Source organism: Nonomuraea sp. NPDC003754, from assembly GCF_053605785.1.
This window is the reverse complement of sequence record NZ_JBSGJX010000018.1, coordinates 43,624-66,806: the sequence shown is the minus strand read 5'-3', so window position 1 is coordinate 66,806 and position 23,183 is coordinate 43,624. Positions and strand designations below refer to the sequence as shown.

Here is a 23,183-nt window from a genome sequence, read left to right as displayed (position 1 = left end):
GGATACCCCCAGGGGTATCAGAGAGGAGACGGGATGGAGATCACGTCGTTCCGTACGCCCGGCCTGGGCGACCAGACCTACCTGCTGTCGCACGAGGGCCGCGGCGTCCTGGTCGATCCCCAGCGCGACATCGACCGCTTCCTGCGCGCCGCCGCCGTGCGCGACGTGGAGCTGCGGTTCGTGCTGGAGACGCACCTGCACAACGACTACGTCTCCGGCGCCGAGCAGGCCGCCCTGCGCACCGGCGCCGAGCTGGTCCTGCCCGCCGCCGCGGCGGCCGCCTACCGGCACACCCCCGCCTTCCACCTGGAGGACATCGACGGCGGGACGGGCCTGACCATCCGCCCGGTCCACACCCCTGGCCACACTCCCGAGCACACCAGCTACCTGGTGCTGGTCGACGGCGAGCCGGTCGCGGTGTTCTCCGGCGGCAGCCTGCTGGTCGCCTCGGCCGGACGTCCCGACCTGCTCGGCCCCGAGCGCGCCCGCACGCTGGCCCGCATGCAGCACCGCTCGCTGCACCGCCTGGCCGCCCTGCCGCCCGGCGTCGGCCTGTACCCCACGCACGGCGAGGGCTCCTTCTGCACGGCCACCGGCGCCGGCCGGCTGACCTCCACCATCGGGGCCGAACGCGCCGGCAACCCGCTCCTGACCATCGACGAGCCCGAGAGGTTCGCCGACGAACTGCTGGCCCACCCCATGCCCATCCCCGCCTTCTACGCGCACATGGGGCCGGCCAACACGTTCGGCGTGCCGCCCATGCCGTCCGTGGCGGTTCCCGATCTCGGCGTGGCCGACATCCCCGCCGGCTCTCACGTGGTCGACCTGCGGCCCCGCCGGGCACAGGCGCTCGGCATGCTGCCCGGCTCGGTCGGCATCGAGCTGGACGAGGACTTCGGCAGCTGGGCGGGGTGGCTGCTGCCCCACCAGGAGCCGATCACGCTGGTCGCCGAGCCGGGGCAGGACGTCGCCGAGGCCGTCACCCAGCTCGCCAGGATCGGCGTCGACACCGTCCAGGGCGTCGTCCGCGACCTCGGCGAGGCCGCCACGCAGACCTACGAGCTGCTGGAGCTCGACGCCTTCGTCGAGCGGGCCGCCCAGCCGGACGCCCAGCTGCTGGACGTGCGGATGCCCGGCGAGCGGGAGGAGAAGCGGCTGGAGGGCGCGGCCGAGCGCTTCCTGCCCGAGCTGTTCACCCTGGGCGTTCCCGGCGAGCTCGACCCGGCACGACCGGTGCTGGTCGCCTGCGTCTCCGGACGCCGCGCGAGCATCGCGGCAGGCCGCCTCGCCGGCGAGGGCTACCGGGCGATCGCGCTCACCGGCGCCGGCGTCCGTGAGGTCGCAGCCGCGCTGGAGACGCGCGCGAGCGCCTGACGCCCGCGCCCCACCTTCGACAGAACAGGAGAAACCCCGTGTCACGCATCGACGCCACCTCCGCCCGAGCGCTGGTCGCGGCCGACCCCGGCGTCCTCGTCGTGGACGTCCGTACCCCGGCCGAGTTCGCCTCCGCGCACATCGACGGCGCCGTCAACCTGCCCCTCGACCAGGTGGAGGCCCACCGGCGGCGCATCGTCGCCGACGCGGGCGGCCGCCTGCTCCTCGTGTGCCAGTCCGGCAGCCGCGCCGATCGGGCCAGAACGGCGCTCGCCGGCGCCGGGCCCGCCGACGTCGTGGTCCTGGACGGCGGCATGAACGCCTGGATCGCCTCCGGCGCGCCGGTCAACCGCGGCCGGCCACGCTGGGCGCTGGAGCGGCAGGTCCGCCTTGTCGCGGGGACCATCGTGGTCGCCTCCGTCGTGGCGAGCCTCTGGATCCCCGCCGCGGTGGTCGTGGCCGGGCTCGTCGGGACGGGCCTGGCGGTGGCCGCCGTCACCGACACCTGCGCCATGGGCATGCTGCTGTCCAGGCTGCCCTACAACCGGGCGGGCGGCGCCGACGTCGAGGCCGCCATGACCCGCCTGCGCCGCCCCGCCCCCGGCGCCTGACCCCCGGAACGCCGTACGGCACGCCGGCCCATGACCTCTGGATACCCCCGGGCGTATCGCGGTCCGGGGGTCACGAGGCCTGGAGGGCGGGGAGGCGGCCCGAGTCGACCGAGTCGAGGACGCGCGCCGCCCCGCCGAGGGCCGCCGCGCCGTACCCCAGGGTGGAGGCGACGATCCGGCACCCGCCCAGGTCGCCGGCGAGGGTGCGGTCGCAGGCTTCGGCCGTGGCCGCGGGCAGCAACCACGGGGCGAGCGGCACGTAGTAGCCGCCCAGGATGACCGCCTCGGGGTTGAGCAGGTTCGTGACGATCGCGATGCCCCTGCCGAGGTCGCGCCCGACCCTGGCGAGCAGGCCGAGGGTCGGCCGGTCGCCCGCCTTCGCCCGGCGGACGACCTCCCGGATCTCCGGCTCCACCTCCGCGGGGTCGGTGGCCGAGACGAACACCCCGATGCCGGCGACCGCCTCGAGGCAACCGGTACGGCCGCAGCGGCACGCGGGCCCCTCGGGGTCGATCTGGATGTGCCCGATCTCCCCGCTGAAGCCCTGGCCGCCGCGCCGCAGCCGTCCGTCGAGGACGACACCGGCGCCGACGCCCACCTCGCCGGTCAGGTAGACCAGGTTCGGCGTGCCGCTCAGCGGACCGAACCGGTGCTCGGCCAGGACCGCGAGGTTCGCGTCGTTCTCGACCTGGATGGGGAAGCCGGGGTCGCGGAGCGCCGTGGCCAGGTCACCCGCGAGGTCCACCTCGCGCCAGCCGAGGTTGGGCGCCACCACGACCGTGCCGCTGGTGCCGATCAGGCCGGGAACGGCGACCGCCACGCCGAGCACCTGCCGCCGGTCGCGGCTCATGCGGCTGATGACCCGCCTGGTGAGAGCGGCGACCGCGGACACGGCCTGCGCGGCGGTCGCCGTCGCTCCGGGGAAGGAGCGCCGCCACGACAGCAGCCGCTCCCCCGACAGGTCGACCGCGACCGCGGTGAGGTAGTCGACGTTGACCTCGAGGCCGACCGACGCGTACGGCGAGCCGTCCAGGACCAGCATGGTGGCCGGCCGTCCGACGCGGTTCTCCGTCAGGCCCACCTCGCGCACGAGCCGCCGCTCGATCAGGTCGGCGACCAGGCTGGACACGGTCGCCTTGTTGAGCCCGGTCGAGGCGGCGATGTCGGCCCGCGAGCACGGCGCCTTGTCACGCACGAAGCGGAGGACGACGGCGAGGTTGGTCGCCCTGACGTCGGTGAAGTCGGCGGGCCGCGGGCCCGCTGAGGAAGAGATCAAGATCAGCCTCCGACGATCGGCCAGGCTGGCCCCATCATGCCGCAGCCGGCGCCCGCCGACCAATCCGCCGCCCTCGGCGTCAGGACCCGCCGCCCCGGCGGGCGCCGGCGAGCTTGCGCTTCACCCACCAGAGCTCGTCGTTCAGCTCGTCCCTGTTCGGCAGCGGCTTGCCGGCGCCTGGCAGGTCGTCGAACTCGCCGCGCTCCTGCGCTTCGCGGATCTGCCGGTCGATCAGGGTCTCGAAGCGGTCGGTCATGGACGCTCCTTCCCGTGTCTCGGGCGATGCCGCCATCCTGGCACGCGGCCTGCTCGTCCCCGCCGCCCGCCCTGCCGCCGCGCCCCCGGCGGGGCGGCGGATCAGAAGTCGTGGAAACCCACGGTCGAGCCGGGATGCGGGCCGCCCGGCAGGCCCGGCAGGTAAGGCGCGGGCTCGGGGAACGGCTCGTCGTCGTCCGCGCCGGGGTGGTGGACGCGCTCACCCGAGCCGAGCAGGGCCCTGGTCAGTGCCGCGCGCTCGTCGAGCATGTCGTCGAGGGCGCGGCCGAGGTGCGCGCCGGTGAGCGTGGGCACGGTCGCCGTGCCGCTCCCGGGAAGGGCGGCGAGAACGGCACGGCGCAGCAGTTCCTTGAAGAACGACGCGGTGGCGCCCTCAGTCCTGGCCACGATCGGCTCCAGGTCGGCCTCAAGGCGCAGGTCCCCGGCGTACAGCCGGAGCAGGGCGGCACGGCCTCCGGCGTCCGGCTTGGGGATCTCGACGGCCAGGTCGACCCGCCCGGGCCGGTCGGCCAGGGCCCGCTCCAGGACGTCGGCGCGGTTGGTGGTGAGCACGAACGTCACGTCGGCGTCGGCGCCCACCCCGTCCATCGCGTCGAGCAGCGCGAACAGCAGCGGGTTGCCGTCGGCGGTGTAGGAGCGGTCGCGGGCGACCAGGTCGACGTCCTCCAGGACGACGATCGCCGGCTGCAGCCGCCTGGCCAGCCCCGCGGCCTGGGTGACGTACCTGATCGCCGAGCCGGTCATGACGATCACGGTGCAGTCGCGCATCCGGCCCATCAGATAGCGGACGGTGTGGGTCTTGCCGGTGCCGGGCGGCCCGTGCAGCAGCAGGCCGCGCTTGAGGTGCTGGCCGTTGGCGCGCAGCCGTACGGCGTGCTCCCCGATCTCCACGATGTGCCGTTCGATCGTGGCCAGCACGTCGCCCGGCAGGATCACCTGGTCGGCGGTCATGCGGGGCCGGGGCAGGAACGTCACCAGGTCGTTGCCGCGATGCTCGCTCCACTCGAACGACAGGACCTGCCCCTGGTAGACGTCGTTCTCGCGCATGCGCCGCGAGATCTCGTCGCGGGCGCGGGTGGCGCTCGGCCGGTCCTGCGCCAGCACGACGAGCCGGCACTGCGGGGTGTGCTCCCGTGCCCCGCGCAGGCCGATCACCACCGGGGCGCCGTCAGGAGAGCGGGCGAGCACGAGGCCGAGCGAGACGACCTCGGTGGTCTCGTCGGGCCCCACCGCCGCCGTGGCGTAGTCCACCGCGCCGGGCTCGTACCGCTCCCAGCCACGCGCGGCGCCGGCCAGCATGTTGACGATGTCCTCGTGCTCGCGGCCGTGCCCGGCGATGCCGAACCACTCGGCCTGCGGGCTGTGCGCGGCCAGGTAGGAGTCCACACCGCGCTGGAGGTTAACGTGCTCCCAGCCCGGAAGGTTCTCGGCGACGTTGACGATGTGCCGCAGATCGCACCCCAGGTGCGCGGTGACCCGGGTCACCAGTTCGGGCGGTTCCCTCTCCTCGCTGATCGTCTGGCGCGCGGTCGTGATGAGCTCGTCGAGCGCCCGGGCCAGCCGCTTGGCGTCATGGAGATCCATAAGCCATACCCTGACAGACTCCGTCACGCCGCCGCCGACATTCTCCTGTCGCGTGCCGTTCTCGCTCAGAGCTCGAACTTCGCCACCCTGCGCAGCTTGTTCATCGCGTCCAGCGCCGCCACCTTGTACGACTCGGCCAGCGTCGGGTAGTTGAACACCGCGTCCACGAGGTAGTCGATCGTCCCGCCGCAGCCCATCACCGCCTGCCCGATGTGCAGCAGTTCCGTCGCCCCCGTGCCGAACACGTGCACGCCCAGCAGCGACCGGTCCTCGGGCGAGACCAGCAGCTTCAGCATGCCGTACGTGTCGCCGATGATCTGGCCGCGGGCAAGCTCGCGGTAGCGGGAGATGCCGACCTCGAACGGCACGTGCGAATGCGTCAGCTCGTCCTCGGTCTGCCCGATGAAGGAGATCTCGGGAATGGTGTAGATGCCGATGGGCTGCAGGGTCGACAGGCCGCCGAGGGGCTCGCCGCAGGCGTGGTGGGCGGCGATGCGGCCCTGTTCCATGGAGGTCGCCGCCAGCGAGGGGAAGCCGATGACGTCGCCGACCGCGTAGATGTGCGGCACCGCCGTACGGTAGACCGCGTCGACGGTGATGCGCCCGCGGTCGTCGGCGGTCAGGCCGGCGGCCGCCAGCCCCAGGTCGTCGGTCATGCCGTGGCGTCCCGCCGAGTACATGACGGTCGCGGCGGGGATCTTCTTGCCGCTCTCCAGCAGGGTGATCGCGCCGCGGGGACGGCGTTCGACGGCGGCGACGGTCTCGCCGAAGCGGAAGGTGACGGCCAGGTCGCGCAGGTGGTACTTCAGCGCCTCGACGATCTCCAGGTCGCAGAAGTCGAGCATGCGTTCGCGCCGCTCGACGACCGTGACCTTGGTGCCGAGCGCGGCGAACATGCTGGCGTACTCGATGCCGATGACGCCCGCGCCGACCACGACCAGCGAGTCGGGCACCGACGGCAGGTTGAGGATGCCGTCGGAGTCGATGACGGTCTGCTCGTCGAACTCGACGGAGGCGGGACGCGCGGGCCTGGTGCCGACCGCCACGACGATCTTGTCGGCGGTGACCTTGACGTCGTTGCCGTGCTCGTCGACGACGCTGACGGTGTGCGGGTCGACGAAGCGGCCCGTCCCGTTGAGGACGGCCACGTGGTTGCGTGACAGCTGGCTGCGGATCACGTCGACCTCGCGCCCGATCACGTGTTGCGTGCGGATGCCGAGGTCGCCCACGGTGACCTCGTCCTTGACGCGGTAGCTCTGGCCGTACATCTCCCGCTGGTTGAGACCGGTCAGGTAGAGCACGGCCTCGCGCAGCGTCTTGGACGGGATGGTGCCGGTGTTGATGCACACGCCGCCGATCATGTTGCGGCGTTCGACCACGGCCACGCGTCGTTCGAGCTTGGCGGCGGCGATGGCGGCCTTCTGCCCGCCAGGGCCCGAGCCCACGACCAGTACGTCAAAGTCGGACACAAGGCCAGTGTCCACCTAAGCGGACGTCCCCGCCATGACCCTGTCGACGATCGCCGTCGCCCCCTCCTGCCGGGCGCAGTGGGCGCAGCAGTACCAGCGGCGGTTGGCCTCCACGCCGTGCCCGATGATCTTCTGTCCGCAGTGCTCGCAGATGGGAGCCATCGCCTGGATGGCGCACTGGAAGGAGTCGAAGGTGTGCACCGCGCCCTGGGCGTGCACCTCGAAACTCATGTCGTAGTCGTTCCCGCACACTTCGCAGACGGCCATGTCGGTCCTCCGATCCCGGGGTTACTTCAGCGGAGATACCCCGAGGGAGGAATGCATTCGTCCTCCGCGCCGACTCTTGGCCGATGATCTACGTGTTGGCGGTCAGACGGAGGCGCCGCCGTCGACCACCAGGTCGGTGCCCACGGCGAAACCGGCTTCGGGCGAGGCCAGGTACAGCACGGCTCCCGCGATCTCCTCCAGCGTGCCCACCCTGCCGAGCGGCAGCGCCGACTTCATCCGCTCGGCCCGCTCGGCCTCGCTCTCGCCCGGCCGCAGCGACATCGCCGTCTCGGCGGGGCCGGGGCTGACGGCGTTGATGCGGACGCCTTCCCCGATGTACTCCAGCGCCGCGGCCCTGGTCAGCGCGCTCACCGCCGCCTTGGAGGTGATGTAGGCGGCCAGTCCGGCGTAGCTCTTGTGGGCGCCCAGGTTGGAGGCGGTGTTGACGATGACGCCGCCCCCGTTGCGGCGCATGTGCTCGATCTCGTACTTCATCGACAGCCACACGCCCGTCACGTTGACGTCCATGACGTGCGCCCATGTCCGCTCGTCCAGGTCGGTGACCGCGCCCCCGGCGAAGACGCCGGCGTTGTTGAAGGCGACGTCGAGCCGGCCGTACCTCGCCACGACCTCGGCGACCATCACCTCGGCGTCGGCGGCGCGCGTGACGTCGGCCCGCACGTGGCCGGCCGTACCGCCGGCCTCCTCCACGAGCCGCACCGTCTCCAGCAACGGCTCGACGCTCCGGCCCGCCACCACCACCGTGGCCCCTTCGCCGGCGAACGCCTGGGCGCTCGCCCGCCCGATGCCGGAGCCGCCTCCGGTGACGAGCACGACCTTGCCCTTGAAACGCATGACCACTCCCTTTTCTAGAATGAGTGGTCTTGAATATGCCTTATCGAGAACGATCGGTCAAATATATACCGAGGAGCGGGACGGCCAGCACCCCGAGCAGCGCCAGCGCCACGGGCAGGGAGAAGGCCGCCGACAGCGCCGCGACCAGCAGCGGGCTGGCGACGAACCCCGCATAGGAGAAGGTGGACACGGCCGAGACCAACGCGCCGTCCTCGTCGCCCACCGCGGCCCTGCTCAGCATGGCCGGCACCAGCGGCCCGAGCGCCAGCCCGGTCAGCCCGAACCCGGCCAGCGACAGCCACGCCACAGGGGCCAGCCCCGCCAGCGCGATCCCGCCCCCGCCGCCGAGTCCCGCCACGAGGTAGAGCGTGCGCAGACCCAGCCTGGGAAGGGCCTGGGCGACCAGCCGGCCCGCGGTGAGCGCGCCCATGTAGACGGCGGGCGCCGCGCTGGCCAGCAGGGTGGGCGCGGCCAGATGGTCCTCCAGCAGCAGGACGGACCACTGCTCGACGGAGTTCTCGATGACCAGCGCCCCCGCGGCCAGCGCGCCCAGCACGACCGCGTGCCGCCAGGCGCCGTGCCGCCCGGACTCGGCGACCGGCTGGACGCCCCGGCCGAGCGCGAGGCCGGCGGCGAAGACCGCGCAGGCCAGCACCAGGACCGCGACGACGGCCAGCACCTGCGCGGGGCCGTACCCGAGGGAGCGGGCCAGCCCCGTGGCGGGGGCGGCGACGATCACGGCGACGGGGAAGGCGGCGTGCACGGGCTGGAAGAGCCTGCGCCCCGACTCGCGCTCGGCCCTGCCGGTCGCGGTGTTGAGCGCGATGTCGAACGCCCCGCTGGTCGCGCCGAGCCCGACCAGCGCCAGCCCCAGCGCCAGGGGGCTGCCGACGAGGCCGACCAGCGACACCGCGACGGCGAACAGCACGGTGGTGACGGCCAGCGCCGCGCGTTCCCTGCCCCTGACCAGCCTGCTGGTGAGCGCCATCGCCGGGATGGCGCCGGCGGGCACACCGGCCAGCGCCACGCCGAGATCGGCGTCGCTCGCCCCGACCTGGGCCTGTACGGCAGGCAGCAACGCCGACCACGACCCCCAGAACACCCCCCAGGCCGCGCAGACGGCGACGAGCCTGGCCAGGGTCATGCGAGCGGGAAGGCGTGAGCGTCGATCAGCGTCATGGCCGTAGCGTATGCGGGCGGGTCGCCCGGCGCCGCTCCTTTCTCACCTGCCGCACGTCCGCCTCTCACCTCCCGCACACCCGCCGGTACGGCAGGCCCGGCACGTACACCGCCCATTCCGCCTCGCTCAGCGACCGCCCGGCCCGCGCGCACACCCGCGCCGCCACCACGGCCGGGTCCAGCGGGTACTCGGCCAGCTTCCCGTCGACCAGCGCCAGCAGCCTGCCCGCGGCGAACCGCGCCTGGCTGATCGAGGGATCCTTGACCGTGACGATCACCACCCCGGAGGCCACGTCGTACACCCGCGCCCCGTCCATGGCGGTGACGGCGACGAGTGAGCCGTCCGGCGAGAACGTCAGCTCCGGGTTGACGGGCAGGTCGCGCAGCGGCGCCGAGGACGGCCCGGCCGCCCCCCGCCGCCAGAAGGCCATGCGGGCCGAGCCGTCGGGCCAGCCGAAGACGGTGCCGTCGGTGGAGAAGCCCAGCCCTCGCACCACCGCGCCGAGCGGCCGCGGGGTGGCCGGGCGCCCGGTCGCGGCGTCCAGGAAGCCGTCGCCGACCGACAGGTGGCGCCCGTCAGGGGTGAAGGCGAGCTCGTCGGCCATGTTCGACGGCGCCCGCCAGATCTGCCTGCCGCTCTTCAGGTCGACCAGGCTGACGAAGGTCTGCGCCGAGACGGCCAGGCGGGCGCCGTCGGGGCTGAAGGCCAGGCCCTGGGGCGCCTCGTCGCGCATGGGCAGCTCGGCCAGCCTCCGGCCGGACGCGGTGTCGTGGACGGAGACGCTCTCGTCGCCGCCCGTGGCGACGGCCGCGCCGGTGCCGCTGAAGACCCGCGGGTACTGGGGTTCGTCCTTCAGGGTGACCGTCCGGCCCGTGGCCAGGTGGCGCACCGTGCGGCCGGCCAGCAGGCGTCCGCCGTCGGGGCTGATCAGCTCCCCGCTCGGGCCGCGGCGCGGGCGCGCATCGAGCGGCACGCCGACCACCGTGTCACCGGCGAGGTAGCGCAGCGTGCGGCCGTCGGGATCGAAGGCCAGGTGGTCGGCGCCGGTCGGGACGGGCTCGTCGAGCACCATCGTGGCGTCGCCGGCCCGCCACACCTGCAGCCCGTTGTCGCCCAGTGCGGCGATCAGCCTGCCGTCCCCGCTCCAGGAGATGGCGCCGCCCTTCCAGCCGCTCAGGTTGATGTCCGTTTCCTTGCCCGTGCTGACGGCCAGGCGCTGGATGTCCTCCTCAGGCCCCGGAACGGCCGCCTTCGCGCCGTCCGGGCTCAGGGCGAAGTCCTGGCACAGCCGCGGGCAGCGCGACAACGTGGCCGCCCGCCCGCCGGGCAACGCCTGGCGGCGCAGCTCGGAACCCATCAGCGTGTACACCGCCGTCCTGCCGTCGGGCGTCACCTCCAGGTTCCCGCCGAGCGTGGGCACACCTGTCTTCGCCCCCGTGCGGATGTTCCAGAACGTGGCGCCCTGCCCCACCCGCACCACCACGACGTCCTCGGACGCGCTGTACGACACGGCGAAGTCGATCTGTTCCGCGCCCTCGAAGAGCCGGTAGCGGGGCCGGCGCGCGGCGCCCGTCGCCGCGTCCCACAGCATGACCCCCTCCTTGTCGGTGGCGATCGCGAGCGTGCGGCCGGACGGGCTGGCCGCCATCCCGATGACGTCGCCTTCCTGGTGCCGGAAGGCGGCCGTCCTGCGGCCGGTGCGCGTGTCCCACACCCTCACCTCGCCGTCGGAGGCGCTGAACAGGCGGCGGCCGTCGGCGCCGAGCACCCTGACCGCCACAGCGGCCGGGTCGGTGAACGACCGGGTGGCCGCCGAGGTGAGACCGCGGTACATCGCCGCCATCGCCTGCGGCGTGGCCGCGACGTCGTGCGCGGCGACGCCGAGCAGCATGCCCAGCACCGGGTCCTTCGCCCGGACCGAGTCGGCCAGCGCCGCCAGCCGTCCCGACTCGGCCACGTCGCGCTGCTCGGCCACCTGCCTGCTCTGCTGGACGGCGAAGCCGCCCGCGGCCACCGCGAGCACCAGCAGGACGGCCAGCGCGACCGAGACGGCCCTGACCCTGCGCCCCCTCCGCCTGACCAGCGCCGAGCCGGCCTCCAGGAAGTCGCGCTCGGCAGGGGTGAGCGTGATGTTCCTGCGGCCCGTCGCCGCCCAGCGCTGAGCGGCGTCCAGGGTGCTGCCGTGGAACAGGTCGGCGTCCCTGCGCCCGCCGGAGGCCCAGCTCGTGGCGGCGGCGGCGATGCGCCGGTGCACGGCCAGGCCGTCCCTGTCGGCCTGGATCCACGCGCGCAGCCGCGGCCAGGCCAGCGGAAGAGCCGGACGCAGCAGCCTGACGGGATCCCCGCCGGACACCACGTAGGCGAACGCCCGCAGGACCGGCTCGATGCCGTCGGGCAGCTCGGCGCGGGCGGCCTGCCGTACGGCCAGATCGCCGTCCTCGGTGACGGTCACCAGGCGCAGGAACAGCTCGGGCACCAGCTCCCGCTCGGCGGGGCCGAGCGCGGCGTAGGCGTCCTCGGCGAGCGTGCCGAGCGCGGGGTCGGCGGCCGGCCGGCCGCCGTGGGCCGCCATGGCCGCGGCCGAGCCCACGCCCTGGGCCAGCAGCCTGGCGGTGTCGAGGCCGTCCCCGCTGACCAGCCCCAGCAGCAGCTCCCTGGCGGTGGGCCGCTGCCGGGGGTCCTTGGCGAGCGCGGCGCCCACCAGCGCCCGCAGCGGGCCCGGCAGCATCGACAGGTCGGGCTCGTGGGAGAGCACGCGGTGCATGACCGCGCCCAGCGAGTCGGCGCGGAACGGGTCCTGCCCGGTCGCGGCGAACAGCACGGTGGCGCCCCAGGCGAACACGTCAGCGGCCGTGCCGGCCCGCTCGCCCGAGAACACCTCCGGCGCCATGTAGCTGGGCGTGCCCGCCAGCAGCTGCGCCGAGGTGAGCGACATCTCCAGCGTGCGGGCCACCCCGAAGTCGATGACGCGCGGCCCGTCCGGGCCGAGCAGCACGTTGTCCGGCTTGAGGTCGCGGTGCACGACGCCCGCGTCATGGATGGCGGTCAGCGCGGTGGCCATGGCGGTGGCCAGCCGGTGCAGCTCGTCGCCCGCGAACACGCGGCCCGCCTGCCGCAGGCTCGGGCCCTCGACGTACTCCGAGACGATGTACGGCCGCGGGCCGTCCAGGTCGGCCTCCAGCACCCTGGCGGTGCAGAAGGCCGGGACGCGGCGGGCCGCCGCGGCCTCCTTGGCCAGACGGGGCTGGGTCGAGGGGTCGCCGCGCAACACCTTGATCGCCACCCGCTCGCCCTGGGCGTCGTAGCCCTCGTAGACGACTCCCTGGCCGCCCTCCCCGACCCGTCCGGCGAGCCAGTAGCCGCCCAGCCGCTGCGGGTCCCCGTCGATCAGCGCATCCCCCATGGCGTGTTGGATGCTCTCAGGAGCTGCAAAGTTGGCGATAGGGAACCTGCTCGAAGGACTCTCGCCATTCCCGCTCGGTCAGCTCGCGTCCCGCCCGCTCGCAGAGGGCGCCGGCCATGCGCTCGGGGTCCACCACGAACTCGTGGATCAGGCCGGCGTGCTCGGCGACGTACAGCGCCTTCCCGTCGGGGCTGAAGGCGAGGCCGCCCTCGCCGGGCAGCCCTTCGGCGTACGCGCTGACCGGGCCGCCGAGCCGCCGCCGGGCCCGCACGTCCCACAGCTGGAGCGTGCCGGGGTCGTCGCCCACGGTGGCCAGCAGGTCGCCCTGAGGAGAGAAGGTCATGTGCGCGACCCGCTCGACCGCGCCTCTCAGCATCGGCGAGGCGGCGGCCTGGCCGTCGAGACGGCGCAGCGCGATCCGGCCGGTGCGGTCGCCGCTGACGGCCATCGTCGACTGGTCGCTGACGGCGACGACTCCCGTGCCGAACCCGGCGCCGAGCGGCCTGCCGGTGGCCACGTCGTGGAACCTGCCGTCGGTGCCCGCCAGCCGCTTCCCGTCGGGGGTGAGGACGCCGCCGGCGGCGCGTGTGGCGGACGTGCCCAGCCCGCGGCCGGTGCGCGCGTCCACGCGGCTCATCCTGATGTCCGTCTCCGTGAGGGCGGTGGTGAGGACCAGCGTCCGGCCGTCGCGCGTGAACGCCGCCTGGACGGCGGGCCTGTCGAAGGGCACGGGCGCCGACCACCGCCGCTGCCGCGTCCTGAGGTCCCACAGCGTCATCCGGCCGCTCTCGGGGATGGTGAGCAGCCGCTCGCCCTGCTGGTCGAAGACCGGCCGGCCGGAGGCGCGCATCCGCCACACCCTGCGGCGGGCGGCCAGCTCCCACAGCTCCATCGTGTTCACGTCCGGCCTGGTCAGGGCCCACCTGCCGTCGGGACTCAGCTCGGTGCCCCACTGGGCGGCGGTGGTGCGGAAACCGCTCACCCGCGGCCGCAGGTCGAGCGTGACGACGGTGTCGTCGAGCAGGTAGCGCAGGACGTCGCCGTCGAAGCGGGCGTCGGTCAGCTCGCCCTCGGCCTGGTAGGCGAGGACCTGCCGCTGGTCGGCCACTTCCCAGACGCGCAGCGACCGGTCGGCGAACGCGGCCAGGTAGCGGCCGTCCGGGCTGAAACGCAGGCCCTTGACGGCCGCGTCGCACAGCTCGCACGCCGGCGCCGCGGGCCAGAACTCGTGTTCGCCGCCGGGCAGCGGCAGCCGCCTGCCCGTCGCGGGGTCGACGAGCTGGATCTCCCGTCCCGCGCAGGCCAGCATCGTGCCGTCAGCGGTGAACGCCGCCGCGTGCGGCTGGTCCTTGCAGGCGGCCGTCAGCCTGTCGTCCCTGGTCCACGCGGGCAGCCGCAGCGCCGAGAAGGGCGGGTCACCCGGCACGAGCAGCAGCCGTCCGGTCCTGTCGACCAGCGGGTCGCCGCCCGTGAAGGAATCCCGCGCGCGGATGCCGCCGAACGTGCGGCCCCTGTCGTGGTCCCACAGGTAGATCAGCGAGTCGGTGAGGCTGACGGCCAGCGTGGACTCGCTGTCGCCGTAGTCGGCGCCGCGCCCGCCCGACCCCTCGGGCATCGCCTTCTGCGCCACCAGCCGTCCCGTGGCGACGTCCCAGACGGTGATCCTCTTGTCGGTCGTCACGGCGACGCGCCGCCCGCTGCCGTTGACCGACACGTCGAACAGGTACTCGCCGCCGATCCCCGGTACGGCCCAGCCGCGCGTCCTGCGACCGGAACGCAGATCGTGGACCGCCACGCCGCTCTCGCTCACGCTGACCAGGAAGCGCCCGTCATGGGTGAGCGTGCGCAGCGCCACCCCGTCGACCGGCGGGTCGTGGAAGGCGGCCACCTCGCTCTGCTGGTAGGACGACACCAGCGCCGAGCGCGTGTCGACACCGGGCGAGACCCGCCAGGCGGCCAGCGTCAGCAGCATCGCCTTGACCGGATCGCCCGCCCGCAGCGCCGCCGCCTCGATCGCGACGTTCCTGGCCGTGGCCGCGTCACGCTGGGCGTCGGCGCGCCGGGCCTGCCACACCGCGAGCCCGCCCGCCACCAGCGCGACGGCGAGCAGGCCGGCCAGCGCCGCGGTGGTCAGCCTGCGCCTGCGGGCCCGCTTCCTGGTCAGCTCGGTGCCCGCGCGCAGGTAGTCGCGCTCCGTCGGGGTGAGCGTGACATGCTTGCGCCCCGTCGCGGCCCAGCTCAGCACGCTTTCCAGGCGGCTGCCCTGCAGCAGGTCGCCGTCGCGGCGGCCGTGGTCGGCCCACTGCCTTGCGGCCGCGCTGAGCTCGGTCAGGACGGCGAGGCCGGCCCTGTCGGCGTCCACCCACCCGCGCAGCCTCGGCCACGCCCGTAGCAGCGCCGGACGCGACAGCGCGACCATGCCGTCCCTCTCGGTGACGAGATAGGAGAAGGCGCGCAGGATCCTCTCGACCGGCTCGTCCCGCCCGCCGTCGAGCAGTTCCGACCTGGGCGTCCAGCGGACGGTCTCGCGGCCGTCCTCGTCCACGGCGACCAGCCGCAGGAACACCTCGGGGACCAGCTCGCGCTCCCGCGGCCCGAGCCCTCCGTAGGCGTCCTCGGCGATCGTGCCGAGCGCGGGATCGGCTTCGCCCGTCACGTGCAGGCCCATGGCCGAGCGGCTGCCGGCCGCCAGCAGCTCCCCGGTACCGGCCACCGGAGCGCTGACCAGCGCGAGCAGCAGGTCACGGGCGGTCGGCCGGGCGGCCGGATCCTTGGCCATCGCCGCGGCCACCAGCGGGGCCAGCCGTTCCGGCAGGACGCTCAGGTCCGGCTGCGAGGACAGCACCCTGTGCATGACGCCGCCGAGGTGGTCGGCGCGGAAGGGGTCCTCGCCGGTCGCGGCGAACAGCACCACCGCGCCCCATGCGAACACGTCCACCGCCGGCGTGGCGCGCTGGCCCGTGAAGATCTCCGGGGCCATGTAGCTGGGAGTGCCGGCGACCTCACCGCTCCTGGTCAGCGACATCTCCGCGGTCCGTGCGATGCCGAAGTCGATCACTCGCGGCCCGTCGGGGCTGAGCAGCACGTTGTCCGGCTTGAGGTCGCGGTGGATCACGCCCGCGTCGTGGATGGCGGTCAACGCGGTGGCCACGGCGGTCGCGAGCCGGTACAGGTCGTCGCCCGCGAACAGGCGGCCCGCCGCGCGCAGGCTCGGACCCTGGACGTACTCCGAGACGATGTGCGGCCGCGGCCCCTCGGTCTCGACGTGCAGGACCCGGGCCGTGCAGAACGAGGCCACCCGCTGGGCCGCGGTCGCCTCCCTGGCCAGGCCTCGCGCGTCGGCGGTGTGCAGCACCTTGATGGCGACCCTGTGGCCCTCGCCGTCGTATGCCTCGTGGACGACGCCCTGGCCACCCTCGCCGAGCCGTCCGGCCAGCCAGTAGCCACCGATGCGCGCTGGATCATTCACGGGGGGTTAGATGCCCTTCCCTGTCGCGAAGTTGCGGTGCGGGCGGGTGCTCGCGCCGGTCGTGGCCACGCCGGGCCCGCCCGGACCTGAGGGTGGTGCTCGTCCGGGCTTGCTCGGGGCTTGCGCGGCGTGGAGACGACCTGGTCGGCGGGCCGCAAGTGCTCGCCAAGCCGCTGTCAAGCGGCCGGGTGCACTGTGGGGACAACCGAAGGGGGCAGACCATGCGACGCACCAGGATCGTCAAGACACCGTCCAAGCGCCAGCCGAGCCGGCCTCAGGACCTGGACCTGCGGTCGCCGTCCGGACGACGGCTTCCGTACTGACGCGATCTTTACATGGGACTTATGGGGCAATCTGTAAGTAATGTGATGTAACAAAAACATCACGCCGGGGGGCTCAGTGAACACGAGGCTTGAGGCGGTGCCGCCGCGGGTGGCGCGACACAAGGTCCGCGACATCAGGAAGACCGGCCGCCGCAACCACACCCAGACCGACACCACGGTCGTCGACCTGAGCGCGTACAGCGGCCGCAACGTGATCCGGCTGCCCTCGGGACCCCCGTCCGCCGCCTAGGACTTGTACAGCTTCGCCTGGTAGGAGTCCCCGTAGTAGCGCTCCAGCTCTTCGAGGGACTCCTCCACTTTCTGGACACTCTTCAGGATCGCCGCGTGGGACGGCATGGCGTCGGGCCGCCACGTCTCCGGCTTCCACAGCGTCGAGCGCAGGAACGCCTTGGCGCAGTGGAAGAAGATCTGCTCGATCTCCACGACCAGCGCCAGCCGCGGCCGATGGCCTTTGACGATCATCTCGTCGAAGAACGGCGCCTCCCTCACCAGCCTGGCCCTGCCGTTGATGCGCAGCGTCTCGCCCCGCCCCGGCACCAGGTAGAGCAGGCCGACGTGCGGGTTGGTCAGGATGTTGAGGAACCCGTCTGCCCGGCGGTTGCCGGGACGGTCGGGGATCGCGATGGTGGTGTCGTCGATGACGTGGGTGAAGCCGGGCGGGTCACCCTTGGGCGAGACGTCGCACGTGCCGTCGGCGGCCGCGGTGGAGATCAGGCAGAACGGGGAGTTGGCCAGCCACTCCTTGTCGCGCTCGTGCAGCGCGAACCGATCCTTGGCGGCGGCCCTGGGCATCACCTCGCCCAGCAGGTCGCGCAGCTCTTCCTCGGACGTGATCTCGGCCCAGTCCATGTGATCCCCTCTGCCGGACGGCTCTGGCGTGCCCATCCTCGACCATGCCGCCACCATCACCACCACCGGGTCACCCGACCCCACCGTTCGGCCACCTCTGACCATCCGGCACCCAGGACCCACCCCACCCAACGCACGGGCCCCTGGATCGCCGCGCCGCGCGACACCCACCGTCCGTCAGCACGGCCGGACCCTCCTGCGGCGCGGGCGCTCCGGGCCGCCGCATCGCGCCGCGCGACACCCCCTACGGCCGGCCACCTCACCGGTCGGCGTTCGCCCCGGTCAGCGCGATGCTGTCGGGGATGGCGGCGAAGGCCGTGTCGAGGCGCTCCTGCAGTCCCGCGAGCCCGCCCGGCCCGCCGTCGGCCGTCCAGCTGAGCGCCGCGTGCCGCCACGCCGCGATCGCGACCTCGATCACCAGCTTCAGCCGTACGTCTTCGGCGTCGAACCCCGCCCGGGCGCCCATCCTCGCGAAGGCCGCCTGCGTCGTCTGGTCGCAGTAGCGCAGGCTGTGCGCCTGCACCGCCGGGGTCACCGCGCACAGCGCCCTGGTGGCCAGGAACCTGGCGCCCCATCCCTCGTCCATCCGCTCGAGGCTCACCCGCAGCGCCGTCCTGAAGGCGTCGAGCACCAGTCCCGCCACCTCCATCGCGTCGACCTCGTCCAGGAAGGTCGACCACAGCTCGGTGTCGGCCGCCAGGGCGACGTCCTCCTTGCTCGGGAAGTTGCGGAAGAAGGTCCGTTTGGAGACCTCCACGGCGTCGACGAGCTCGTCGAGCGTGGTGTGGTCGAACCCCTTCTCGGTGAACAGCCGCAGCGCCGCCTCCGTCAGCGCCTGCCTCGTGCGGGCCTTCTTGCGCTCCCGAAGCGGCAGCTCGCGTAGATCCATGCGATCACCCTAACGCAAAAGTGCCGATTGACAGCTAACGCCACTCAGTGGCATTTTCTGCCGAGTGGCAATTCAACCGCGCTCCTCGAGCCCCGCCCTGACCATGGCCGTGGTCCTGCTGGGCTTCCTCGTCGTCCCCATGTCCATCTCCGGCGCGGCCGTCGCGCTGCCCGGAATCGGCGCCGACCTGCGCGCGGCGGGCGCCCCGCTGCAGTGGGTGATGAACGCCTACAACCTCACCTTCGCCTCCTTCACCCTGGTCGCGGGCTCGCTGGCCGACCTGTTCGGCCGCCGCAGGGTGTTCGCGACCGGAGCCGCGATCTTCGCCGCCGGGTCGGTGGTGGCCGCCATCTCCGACGGCATCTGGCTGCTCGACGCGGCCAGGGCGCTGTCCGGCGTCGGCGCCGCGGGCGTGATGGCCGGCGGCGCGGCGATCCTGGCCACCGCGTTCGACGGACCGGCCAGAACCCGGGCCTTCGCACTGCTCGGCACTGTCGCGGGCATCGGGCTCGCGCTCGGCCCGACGATCTCGGGCTGGCTGGTCGGCGGGCTCGGCTGGCGGGCGATCTTCCTGTCGAACGCGCTGATCCTGGCCCTCTCACTGGCCGGCATCCCGTTCATCGGGGAATCGCGCGCCCCGCGTCGTCCGCAGGTGGACGTCAAGGGCGCGGTGACGTTCGTCGCCGGTCTCGGGCTGCTGACCGTGGCGGTGGTCCAGGGACCGCAGGCGGGCTGGGGAGATCCTGTCGTGCTGGGTCTGCTGGCCGCGGCCGCGGCGCTTCTCGTCGCCTTCGCGGCCGTCGAACGGCGCAGCCCCCACTCCGTCCTCGACCTCACACTGGTGCGCAACCGGCGCTTCCTCGCGCTCAGCCTCGTGCCCGTCGCCACCAGCTTCGGCATGGTGACACTGCTGACCTACCTGCCCACCTACTTCGCCGGCGTCCACGGCGCATCTCCCCAGCAGGCGGGCCTGTGGATGCTGGTGATGACCGCCCCCGTGCTGATCGCCCCGCCGGTCGGCGGCTGGCTGCTGAACAGGGGTGTGCCGGCCAGGACGCTGGTGACCGTGGCGGTGGTGCTGTTCGCGGCGGGCAACGCCTGGCTCGCGACGACGGACGCGGCGCCGCCCGTCGCGCCGCTGCTGCTGGTCGGGGTGGGCGCGGGCCTCGGCTTCGGCGTCGGCGACGGGCTGGCGATGAGCATGGTGGAACCCGAGCGGGCCGGGATGGCCGCCGGCTTCGTCAACACGCTGCGGATCGGCAGCGAGGCGATCGTCATCGCGGTGTACGGCTCGGCGCTGGTCAGCCTCGTCCAAGCCAGAGTCGGCGACGCGGAACTGGCCAACACGATCGCGGCGGGCGGCCCCGGCGGCGGCCCCCAGCTCGCCGCGGCGTTCCAGGTCGTCGTATGGGCCGTCGCGGGGATCACCCTGGCGATGGCGGTGGGGATCCACGCGATGCTCCGCCCTCCGGCCGCCGCCGACCAGCCGTAGCCGCGCCGTACCCGACCTCTCCAGGGGTGCTTGGGAGGGACCCCTTGTGAGGGCCCGCAAGCACGCGTCAACTATCCGTCTATCGCGACAGCTCAATGTGAGAGCGTGACTGGTGTGACACGCCCCGCGGTGCTCTCACCGCGCCCCAGCAAAGCTCTCATCATCGGCCTCGTGGTCTCGGGCATCTGCGCGCTGCTGATGCTGGCCCTGATGCTGATGTCCAACGAACCCTCGGGCTTCGGCCTGGCGGCGCTCATGGCCGTGGCGCCCCTGCCCATCCTGCTCGGCGCCGTGCTCGCGCTCGACCGGCTGGAGCCCGAACCCAGGCTCCATCTCGCCTTCGCGTTCGTCTGGGGCGCGGGAGTGGCCGTCGTGCTGGCCGTCATCCTGAGCATGGCCGGCCAGGAGCTCTTCCGCCGCGCCGGGTACGGCGAGACGGTGGTCAACGACATCGGCACCGTCGTCCTGGCCCCCGTCACCGAGGAAGGCCTGAAGGGGGCGGCACTCCTGCTCCTCCTGCGCAGGCGGAAGGAGATCGACGGGCTGACCGACGGCATCATCTACGCCGCCATGGCGGGGCTCGGTTTCGCGCTCGTGGAGAACGTCGGCTACTACGCGATCGCCTTCATGGAGGGCGGGGCCGACGACGCGATGGGCGTGTTCGTGCTGCGCGGCCTCGTCTCGCCGCTCGGCCACCCCGTCTACACCTCGATGATCGGGCTCGGCGTCGCCTACGCGGCCACCAGGCGAAACCCGGCCAGGTGGCTGGCCATCCCGCTCGGCTACCTGGCCGCCGTGCTGCTGCACGGCCTCTGGAACGGCGCCGCGACGCTGGGCGGCGTTCGCGCGCTGGGCGGGGTCTACCTGCTGGAGTTCACGGTGATCGTCGTACTCGTGGTGGTGATCCTTACCGAACGCAGGCGGGTGCTCGCCAAGATCGGCAGTGTCCTGCCCGGCTACCTGCCGACCGGTGTCCTCACGCAGCAGGACATCGGCATGCTCAGCTCGCTGAAGGCGCGCAGGCACGCGCGCACCTGGGCCAAGGAGGCTGGACGGTCCCGCGCCATGTCGGACTACCAGCACGCGGCGACCGAGCTGGCCATGCTTCACATCCGGGCCGAGCGGGAAGGCATGGCGCAGGCCACGTTCGCCGGACGCCGCGATGCCCTGCTGCACGTCATGGGCACCGCCCGAAACTGGTGACTCTTCCCCTCCATTGATCCTCTGGTCGCCCCGCGGGAAGATGGGCCGACAGACGGCCATCAGCGGTGATATGCATCGCGGGAGGGTTCGGGTGGCACGAGCGGCGGCGAGGCCGAATCCCTGGCGATCGGGCAGGTCGACGGCAAGACCATCGTCTTCTTCCAGCGCAAATACGCCCCCGGATGGGGCGGCATCCGCTTGTGGGACGCCACGACGGGCGAACCGTATGGCAAGGCTCTGAGCATCCGCTCCACCGCCATGGCCGTCACGCGCGTCGGATCCCGGACGGTGCTGGTGACCGGGCAGGACGACGGCACGGTGATCGTGTGGGACCCGCGGACGATGGAACCGCTCCTGCCTCCCCTCCCCGGCCACCACGGTGCCGTCAGCGGGGTCGCGGTGACCATGCTCAAAGGCAAACCAATCGCCGTCTCCGGCGGCAGCGACGGCAGCATCCGAACCTGGGACCTCACGGACATTTCTCATTAACGCCCTCTCGCCCAATCAGACCGCACGCACAACCGCAACCCACGACCACGACCCCGACTCACCCCGGCCCGAAAACCACGCCCGGCCCCCTCGCCCGATCAGACCACACGCACAACCGCAACCCACGACCACGACCCCCACTCACCCCGGCCCGAAAACCACACCCGATCCCAACGCCCGATCCGACCACACGCACAACCGCAACCCACGACCGCCGGACTCGCCCTGGCTTGGGGCTCGGCCACGATGCCTGGCGTGGCGCCGGGGCCGGATCGCCGTCGGCTGCACCTTCAGGAAGTCGTCGGCTACACCTTCAGGAAGTCGCGCAGGTGCGACAGCACGACGTCGGGGCGCTCCTCGGCCAGGAAGTGGCCGCAGTCGGGGATCTCCGCGCCACGCACGTCGCGGGCGTAGTCGCGCCACACCTCCTCGACCCCGACCCGGGCAGGCAGCCCCGCCGAACCCCACAGCGCGAGCACCGGCATCTCCAGCCGCTTGCCCGCGTCGTAGTCGGCGTCGTCGTGCGCCGCGTCGTCAGGGAAGGAGGCGCGGTAGTCGTCGAAGCCGGCCCGCAGCGCCCCGGGCTGCGAGAAGGCCCGGTAGTACTCCTCCACGTCGAGCGCGGCCCGCTGGACGGTCCACTTCTCGAAGAAGTAGCCGAGATAGCCGCGGACGTCGGCTTCCGCGAGCCGTTCGGGCAGGTCGGGCTGAAGGTGGAAGGTCCAGTGCCAGGTGCCGAGCGCGATGCCCGTCTTCATGTCGAAGCGCCGCCACATCTCCCTGGTGGGGATGATGTCCATGACGACCAGGCGCTCCACCTCGTCGGGGTGGTCGAGGGCGTAGCGGTGGGCGACCCGCCCTCCCCTGTCGTGGCCGACCAGCGAGACCCTCTCGTGGCCGAGCTGCCTTGCCAGCTCACGCACGTCGGCGGCCATCGTGCGCTTGTCGAACCCGGTGCGCGGCTTGTCGGTCAGCCCGTAACCGCGTAGATCGGGCGCCACGACCGTGAAGTGCTCGGCGAGCGGGGCGATGAGGTGACGCCAGCAGTGGCTGTTCTGCGGCCACCCGTGCAGCAGCATCAGCAGCGGCCCCTCCCCTTCGATCAAGTAGTGCATACGCAGGTCGCCGACCGCGGCCATCCGTGACTCCACCATGGCGTAACTCCATCATGTGGTTACAGGGTTAACCCTATCATATGGTTAGAGGCATGCGAGCGCGAGACTGGGTGTGGGACGGCGGGCGTCCGGCACTGGATTTCGTCAATACCTATCGAGACCGCAAGACGGGCGGCCGGGAGCTGCTGCTCGAGCCCGAGGACCTGCTGGAATGGCTCGGGCTGCCCGAGGACCTGCCGTTCGGCACCAGCCCGCAGGAGTCGGCGGTGGCGGGGACGACGATGCTGATGGAGGCGCGGGAGCTGAGAGAGGCCATCTGCCGGTGCCTCGACGCGGCCATCGCGGGCGAGAGCGGCTTCCCCGAGCCGATCAACCGGTGGGCCGCGCGCCGGCAGCCTGCCCTGGTCCAGCTGGCTCCCGACCTGTCCGTCGCACGGCTCCCGCCGGCCGATCCCGTGGTGGCGGCCCTGGCCGAGATCGCCAGCGACGCCGTCGAACTGATCGGCGGGCCGGACCTGCGCCAGGTGCGGGTGTGCGCCTCGCCTACCTGCGGGATCCGCTTCGCCGACCGGTCGAACGCGGGCACCAGGCAGTGGTGCTCGATGAAGCGGTGCGGGAACCGGGAGAAGGTCCGCCTGCACCGCGCCCGCCGTACCGACCACTAGCCCGCCGCGCCCATCACCGGCCGGCCGGGCCTCTTCGTGGATCTCCCGTCTCCGTCTGCAGGTTGACCGGGGCTACGGGCCCTCTCACCACCTGCCCACGCCGCCCCGACGGCGCTGGCCGGCCAGGCCTCCCCCGCCCCGACGCCGCTGCCCGGCCAGGCCTCCCCCATCTCAACGCCTCAGCCCAGCCAGGCCTCCCCACCCCGACGCCTCAGCCCGGACGGGTGTGGCGGCAGCCGCACGAGGTCCTGCTGGATCGGGCCCGGGCGGCCGGCGCGCTCGACTTCTCCCACGCCGCGACGGACTCCTCGCAGAACAGGGCGCCAGAAGGGGGTCGCAGGCCGGCCCGCCCGCTGCCGATCGAGGGCGCCGG

General features: G+C 73.0%; 19 protein-coding genes. 7 read left to right on the top strand and 12 right to left on the bottom strand.

All coding sequences use genetic code 11. The features are described 5' to 3' along the window. Window positions 1-33 precede the first annotated feature (33 nt). Window positions 34-1,374 carry an MBL fold metallo-hydrolase gene (locus ACWEVS_RS22905; protein WP_452414471.1) on the top strand — a complete coding sequence of 447 codons (1,341 nt, stop codon included), beginning with the start codon at window positions 34-36 and terminating at the stop codon, window positions 1,372-1,374. 38 nt (window positions 1,375-1,412) lie between these two features. Continuing rightward, window positions 1,413-1,985 carry a rhodanese-like domain-containing protein gene (locus ACWEVS_RS22900; protein ID WP_452553184.1) on the top strand — a complete coding sequence of 191 codons (573 nt, stop codon included), beginning with the start codon at window positions 1,413-1,415 and terminating at the stop codon, window positions 1,983-1,985. Between the two features lie 70 nt (window positions 1,986-2,055). Here the strand turns inward: ACWEVS_RS22900 and ACWEVS_RS22895 are convergent, their stop codons facing one another. The 9 genes from ACWEVS_RS22895 to ACWEVS_RS22855 all read right to left on the bottom strand — a co-directional run bounded on the left by ACWEVS_RS22895 (window position 2,056) and on the right by ACWEVS_RS22855 (window position 15,764). Beyond that, window positions 2,056-3,261, bottom strand: coding sequence for an ROK family transcriptional regulator (locus ACWEVS_RS22895; protein WP_452553183.1), 1,206 nt, complete (start codon window positions 3,259-3,261; stop codon window positions 2,056-2,058). Between the two features lie 79 nt (window positions 3,262-3,340). After that, window positions 3,341-3,517: a DnaJ family domain-containing protein gene (locus ACWEVS_RS22890; RefSeq protein WP_449927828.1), complete on the bottom strand. Its 177-nt coding sequence runs from the start codon at window positions 3,515-3,517 to the stop codon at window positions 3,341-3,343. A gap of 101 nt (window positions 3,518-3,618) precedes the next feature. Further along, on the bottom strand, window positions 3,619-5,121 hold the full coding sequence (locus tag ACWEVS_RS22885) for an AAA family ATPase (RefSeq protein WP_452553181.1): 1,503 nt from the start codon (window positions 5,119-5,121) through the stop codon (window positions 3,619-3,621). Between the two features lie 65 nt (window positions 5,122-5,186). Then, window positions 5,187-6,590, bottom strand: coding sequence for a Si-specific NAD(P)(+) transhydrogenase (gene sthA, locus ACWEVS_RS22880; RefSeq protein WP_449927825.1), 1,404 nt, complete (start codon window positions 6,588-6,590; stop codon window positions 5,187-5,189). Between the two features lie 15 nt (window positions 6,591-6,605). Further along, entirely contained in the window at window positions 6,606-6,857 is a 252-nt protein-coding gene (locus ACWEVS_RS22875; RefSeq protein WP_354905185.1) for a hypothetical protein, read from the bottom strand. Window positions 6,858-6,959: 102 nt separating this feature from the next. Next, entirely contained in the window at window positions 6,960-7,712 is a 753-nt protein-coding gene (locus ACWEVS_RS22870; RefSeq protein ID WP_452553179.1) for an SDR family NAD(P)-dependent oxidoreductase, read from the bottom strand. A gap of 40 nt (window positions 7,713-7,752) precedes the next feature. Further along, window positions 7,753-8,856 (bottom strand): hypothetical protein, encoded by a 1,104-nt coding sequence (locus ACWEVS_RS22865; RefSeq protein ID WP_452553178.1) that lies wholly within the window; start codon window positions 8,854-8,856, stop codon window positions 7,753-7,755. A 100-nt stretch (window positions 8,857-8,956) separates the two neighbouring features. Next, window positions 8,957-12,295, bottom strand: a complete 3,339-nt coding sequence (locus ACWEVS_RS22860; protein WP_452553176.1) for a protein kinase domain-containing protein — start codon at window positions 12,293-12,295, stop codon at window positions 8,957-8,959. A 16-nt stretch (window positions 12,296-12,311) separates the two neighbouring features. After that, on the bottom strand, window positions 12,312-15,764 hold the full coding sequence (locus ACWEVS_RS22855; RefSeq protein WP_452553174.1) for a WD40 repeat domain-containing serine/threonine protein kinase: 3,453 nt from the start codon (window positions 15,762-15,764) through the stop codon (window positions 12,312-12,314). Between the two features lie 399 nt (window positions 15,765-16,163). On the opposite strand from ACWEVS_RS22855, the gene ACWEVS_RS22850 reads away from it, so the two are divergent. After that, a complete protein-coding gene (locus tag ACWEVS_RS22850) occupies window positions 16,164-16,337 on the top strand; it encodes a hypothetical protein (RefSeq protein WP_354905199.1) in 174 nt (57 codons plus the stop codon). On the opposite strand, the gene ACWEVS_RS22845 is transcribed toward ACWEVS_RS22850, so the two are convergent. Both ACWEVS_RS22845 and ACWEVS_RS22840 read right to left on the bottom strand, forming a co-directional pair. Further along, window positions 16,334-16,957, bottom strand: a complete 624-nt coding sequence (locus ACWEVS_RS22845) for a pyridoxamine 5'-phosphate oxidase family protein (protein ID WP_452553173.1) — start codon at window positions 16,955-16,957, stop codon at window positions 16,334-16,336. The genes ACWEVS_RS22850 and ACWEVS_RS22845 overlap by 4 nt on opposite strands. A gap of 259 nt (window positions 16,958-17,216) precedes the next feature. Further along, window positions 17,217-17,846 (bottom strand): TetR family transcriptional regulator, encoded by a 630-nt coding sequence (locus tag ACWEVS_RS22840; protein WP_449927814.1) that lies wholly within the window; start codon window positions 17,844-17,846, stop codon window positions 17,217-17,219. A 64-nt stretch (window positions 17,847-17,910) separates the two neighbouring features. Here ACWEVS_RS22840 and ACWEVS_RS22835 point away from each other — a divergent pair, with 64 nt between their 5' ends. From ACWEVS_RS22835 to ACWEVS_RS22825, 3 genes are all read left to right on the top strand, one after another. Further along, entirely contained in the window at window positions 17,911-19,338 is a 1,428-nt protein-coding gene (locus ACWEVS_RS22835; RefSeq protein WP_452553171.1) for an MFS transporter, read from the top strand. Between the two features lie 105 nt (window positions 19,339-19,443). Further along, window positions 19,444-20,541, top strand: coding sequence for a PrsW family intramembrane metalloprotease (locus ACWEVS_RS22830; RefSeq protein ID WP_452553170.1), 1,098 nt, complete (start codon window positions 19,444-19,446; stop codon window positions 20,539-20,541). Window positions 20,542-20,739: 198 nt separating this feature from the next. Beyond that, window positions 20,740-21,030 carry a WD40 repeat domain-containing protein gene (locus tag ACWEVS_RS22825; protein ID WP_452553168.1) on the top strand — a complete coding sequence of 97 codons (291 nt, stop codon included), beginning with the start codon at window positions 20,740-20,742 and terminating at the stop codon, window positions 21,028-21,030. A 305-nt stretch (window positions 21,031-21,335) separates the two neighbouring features. Here ACWEVS_RS22825 and ACWEVS_RS22820 read toward each other — a convergent pair whose 3' ends face one another. After that, entirely contained in the window at window positions 21,336-22,184 is an 849-nt protein-coding gene (locus tag ACWEVS_RS22820) for an alpha/beta fold hydrolase (RefSeq protein ID WP_354905211.1), read from the bottom strand. A 53-nt stretch (window positions 22,185-22,237) separates the two neighbouring features. Here ACWEVS_RS22820 and ACWEVS_RS22815 point away from each other — a divergent pair, with 53 nt between their 5' ends. Further along, window positions 22,238-22,810 carry a CGNR zinc finger domain-containing protein gene (locus ACWEVS_RS22815; protein ID WP_452553167.1) on the top strand — a complete coding sequence of 191 codons (573 nt, stop codon included), beginning with the start codon at window positions 22,238-22,240 and terminating at the stop codon, window positions 22,808-22,810. The last annotated feature ends 373 nt before the right edge of the window (window positions 22,811-23,183 follow it).